4 protein-coding genes are annotated in these 4,197 nt (G+C 67.9%); 2 read left to right on the top strand and 2 right to left on the bottom strand.

Annotated features, from left to right (window positions below; translation table 11 throughout):
• A partial coding sequence (locus G6017_RS04895; protein WP_182616198.1) for an alpha-hydroxy-acid oxidizing protein occupies nt 1-988 on the top strand: 988 nt, incomplete at its 5' end.
• A gap of 189 nt (nt 989-1,177) precedes the next feature.
• The gene (locus tag G6017_RS04890; protein WP_179525781.1) at nt 1,178-1,984 is read left to right on the top strand and encodes a glycosyltransferase; all 807 of its coding nucleotides are present in this window, start codon (nt 1,178-1,180) and stop codon (nt 1,982-1,984) included.
• A 78-nt stretch (nt 1,985-2,062) separates the two neighbouring features.
• On the opposite strand, the gene G6017_RS16695 is transcribed toward G6017_RS04890, so the two are convergent.
• Together G6017_RS16695 and G6017_RS04885 are read right to left on the bottom strand one after the other, a co-directional pair.
• Nucleotides 2,063-2,194 carry a putative transporter small subunit gene (locus G6017_RS16695; protein ID WP_218873259.1) on the bottom strand — a complete coding sequence of 44 codons (132 nt, stop codon included), beginning with the start codon at nt 2,192-2,194 and terminating at the stop codon, nt 2,063-2,065.
• Nucleotides 2,195-2,208: 14 nt separating this feature from the next.
• Complete coding sequence (locus G6017_RS04885) at nt 2,209-3,858, bottom strand: sodium:solute symporter family protein (RefSeq protein ID WP_524536244.1); 1,650 nt, start codon at nt 3,856-3,858, stop codon at nt 2,209-2,211.
• Between the last annotated feature and the right edge of the window lie 339 nt (nt 3,859-4,197).

The raw sequence follows: 4,197 nt of genomic DNA, 5'->3' as shown, positions 1-4,197 counted from the left end.
ACCGATCGGCGCCGCGGGCCTGGTGCGCCGCGACGCCGACGTCCACATCGGGCGCGCCGCGGCCGAGCGCGGACTGCCGTACATCCTGTCCTCCCAGGGCTCGTCGCCGATGGAGGCCACTGCCGCGGCGATGAAGGACGGGCCGCGCTGGTTCCAGCTGTACTGGAGCAGGGACGAGCAGCTTGTCGACAGCTTCATCTCCCGGGCGGAGGCCGCGGGCGCCGGGGCGCTGGTCGTCACCCTCGACACCACGACGCTCGGCTGGCGGCCGTGGGATCTCGACCTGGGATCGCTCCCGTTCACGAGGGGGGTCGGGATCGCCCAGTACACCTCCGACCCCCGCTTCGCCGAGATGGTGGCCGACCGGGTCGCGCGTGAGACCGCCGCCGGCGCCGGCACGGACCCCGACGCGGTCAAGGTCACGCCGAAGGCCGTCGTGACGCTGCTCGAGATGGCCCGGAACCACCCGGGCGGGCTGCGCAGGAACCTCACCGCCCCCGAGACCCGCGCCGCCGTCCAGACCTTCCTCGACACGTTCTCCAACCCGGCGCTGAACTGGGACCACATCGCCACGCTGCGGGACCGGACCCGGCTACCGGTCGTCCTCAAGGGAGTCCTGCACCCGGAGGACGCCCGGCGGGCCTTTGACATGGGCGTCGACGCGGTCATGGTCTCCAACCACGGAGGCCGGCAGGTGGACGGGTCCATCGGCACGCTGGACGCCCTCGTCCGCATCCGCGAGGCCGTCGGCCCCGAGCCGACCCTGCTGCTGGACTCCGGCATCCGCAACGGCACGGACGTGGTCAAGGCCATGGCGTGTGGCGCGGACGCCGTGACGATCGGTCGGCCGCACATCTACGGTCTGGCCATCGCCGGGCAGCGGGGGGTGGGCGAGGTGCTCGACAACCTGCTCGCCGAGATCGACCTCACGCTGTCCCTGTGCGGCGCGAGCTCGTGGGACGAGGTGGACGCCTCGCTGCTGGCCTGAGGCGCCCGCAGCTTTTCTTGTTCTCCCGCCGCTGTTCCCGGCCATCCGCCGCTGCTCCCGGCCACCCGCCGCTGCTCCCGGCCATCCGCCGCCTCGCGGTACGCCTGACGGAAGAGACCCCCTGTCTCCGCGATACTGCTCGCAGGCGTCGGCACCCTGCCCGCCCCCAGACCGACCGCGAGGACCTCGATGCGTGACCCCGAACTGTCCGTCCTGCTCACCGTCTACCACGCGATCGCGCCCTCGCAGCTCCGCGATGCCCTGGACAGTGTGCACGCGCAGACGGTTCAGCCCGCTGAGGTGATCGTGGTGGAGGACGGTCCCCTGTCGCCCGCGCTGCGTGAGGTCCTGGACTCCACCCCGGACCTGCGGCGGTTCGCGCTACCCCAGAACCTCGGCGCCGCCGCGGCGTCCCAACGCGGGTTCGACGAGGTCCGGACCAGCTGGGTCGCCCGCCAGGACGCCGACGACATCTCCCTGCCCGAGCGGTTCGAGCGGCAACTCGACGCCGCCCGCACGCTCGGGGTGGACGTCCTGGGTTCGGCGATGCTCGAGTTCGACACCGACCCGGAGCACCCGAAGGCCATGCGCGCCCTGCCCACCGAGCACGAGGACATCGCCCGCTACGCGCGCATCAACAACCCGGTCAACAACCCGTCCCTGCTGGCCCGCACCGACGCCATCCGCGCCGTCGGCGGGTACCGCCACGTGCCCTACCAGGAGGACTACGACCTGATGATCCGCCTGATCGGCGCGGGCTACCGCCTGCACAACCTGCCCGAACCGCTGGTGAAGTTCCGCGTCACTGATGCGCAGTTCTCCCGTCGCAAGAGCCGCCAGCTCACGGCCTCCGAGCGCACCATTCAACGCACCCTCCTCGACGCGGGCATGATCTCCCGTCCCCGCGCCGTGGCCAACTACCTCGCCCGCAACGCCTACCGGCGCCTGCCCGCCCCCGCCATGAACGCGGCCTACCGACGGATCTTCCACAGCTGACCGACCCCCCTCCTGACACGGGTGTGCCCCCTCACCGGATTCGGCGAGGGGGCACACCCGTAGTGCCGTCGAGCACGCTCAGATGATCGGCACGCCGTCCCGCTTGGCCTCGGCGGCCTCCCTGATGAAGGCTCCCACCAGGACGGCCAGGACGCCGGCCACGATCACGGGCCAGATCAGGACATAGATCGTCAGAAGTATCGGTGTCATCTGCGGTTCCTCTCCTAGACGCGGACGACGTCGTCGTCGTCATCGTTCGTGTTCTCGGCCGTGTTCCTGGCGTCGGCGTCGGCGAGCTCCTCCGCCACCGCGTCGGTGTCGTAATCGGCGGTGGCCAGCGCGATCTCGTCGAAGTCGTAGTCCATCGAACTGCGGTACGACATCGCCACGCAGACGATCGTGCTGACCGCGTACGCGACGAGTGAGGCCGTGAGCGTGTCGTAGTCACGCAGGAAGCCGAGGATGAACGGCGCGCTGCCGAGGGCCGCGATCACGGCCACGACGAGCGCCGGCCTGAGTCCGAGGAAGCCGAACACCATCAGGCCCAGGACCACGCCCACACCCACCACGGCGAGCGCCTCGACGGCGTATGCCAGCACGCCGGAGTCCGGGATCAGCCCGAAGCGGGTGGGCAGGAATACCGCCAGAGCGACCAGCACGGAGACGGTGAAGGCCGAGTTGGTGACCTTCTTCCAGTAGAAGCTCGCGATCACCGGGAACACCAACGCGCCCCACAGAGCGCCCACGAACACCAACAGATCGAGGATGTTGAACCTGATGTTGGCGAAGATCAGCGCGGCCGCCGTCGCCAGGATCATGGTGATGCGGCCGACGATGAGCATCACGCGGGGGTTGGGCAGCTTGCCACGGCCGCGCAGACCCTGACCGTAGAGGTCGCTCATCGCGATCGACGACATCGCGGACAGGTCCGAGTCCGCGGTCGAGGAGAGCGAACCGATGATCATGATGAAGAACACCGCGACCAGGAAGCCCGGCAGGTACTCCGCCGCCACCTGGGGAAGCACGTTGTTGGGGTCACCGTCGACGGGGTCGATACCCGCGTAGAGCGCCAGCACACCGACCATGCCGATGCCGATGATCGTCGCGCCGTAACCGATGGTCGCGGTGATGAAGGTCGGCTTGATCAGGTCCTCGCGCACCGCGAACAGCCGCTGCGCGATGGTCTGGTTGCCGATCGCGTAGGCGAGCACAGCCGCGATGTACGGCGCACCCTGGTTGAGGAAAGCGTCCGAGGAGAAGAACGACTGCTGCTGCGGCGTCAGATTGTCAGCCCCGCTGGTGAACAGGTCGATCCCGCCGAGGAAGAAGAACATGGACGGCACGATGATGATCACCGCACCGAGCATCGCCACCACCTGCGCGAAGTCGGTGAGCACCGAGGCGCGGAAGCCCGACCACAGCGTATAGAGCAGGACACCTGAGGCGATCACGATCACGCCCTGGATGAAGCTGAACGGGCTGAGCATGGAGATCAGCGCGCCACCGGCGATGAAGTTCGACGTCAACGAGATGACGGAACCCAGGATGTTGGATCCGGCCAGCATGAACTGGGAGGACCTACCGTGGCGGGCGAACATGACCTCCGCGAGGGTGTGCGCCTGCGGGGCGACCTCGCGGATGCGTTTACCGAAGGGATAGATGAACAGGATCATCAGGGCTCCCCAGAACCCGTAGTGGATCGGCCCTGAAATGCCGTAGAGGTATCCGGAGTTGACCGAGGCGTACATGGAGGACGCCCAGATCCACGTGGCGGTCATCGACGCGGCCGAGATCCCGAACCCGATCTTGTGGCCGGCGGTCATGAAGCTGTCGGCGTTCTCTTTCCTCTTGGCGATCCGTGTGGACATGACCATGGTGCCGCCGTAGAACAACACCAGAAGTAGAACCACGGCCGTTGCGCTCAGCGCTGTAGAGCTCAGCAAATCTGCCCCTCTCCCTCTTCATTTGTCATGTGAACACGCTGAGCCTAGTGAATGCACCGCCTTAACGAAGAATCGACGTGGGGACGGCGTTGTGCGGATGGCCAAGTGCATGGAGCTCTATCCGCGCAGTTCCGGCGCTCGACCAGGCTTTTACTGGAGGAAATCACCAAACGGCACGCAAACGGCATCGCACGCCCTCGCGCGCGGGTCGCGCGCTCGTCCCCACTCCACATCCGCTCGCCCGTCCACCCGCTCCACATCCGCTCGCCC

The organism is Dietzia sp. B44, assembly GCF_014145245.1.
Lineage (GTDB): Bacteria > Actinomycetota > Actinomycetes > Mycobacteriales > Mycobacteriaceae > Dietzia > Dietzia natronolimnaea.
This window is presented reverse-complemented; position numbering and strand designations above follow the sequence as displayed.

Excerpts from the sequence above, each read along its gene's own strand:
- G6017_RS04890 (WP_179525781.1), top strand. The coding sequence starts at position 1,178 with ATGCGTGACCCCGAACTGTCCGTCCTGCTCACCGTCTACCACGCGATC.
- G6017_RS16695 (WP_218873259.1), bottom strand. The coding sequence starts at position 2,194 with ATGACACCGATACTTCTGACGATCTATGTCCTGATCTGGCCCGTGATC.
- G6017_RS04885 (WP_524536244.1), bottom strand. The coding sequence starts at position 3,858 with ATGGTCATGTCCACACGGATCGCCAAGAGGAAAGAGAACGCCGACAGC.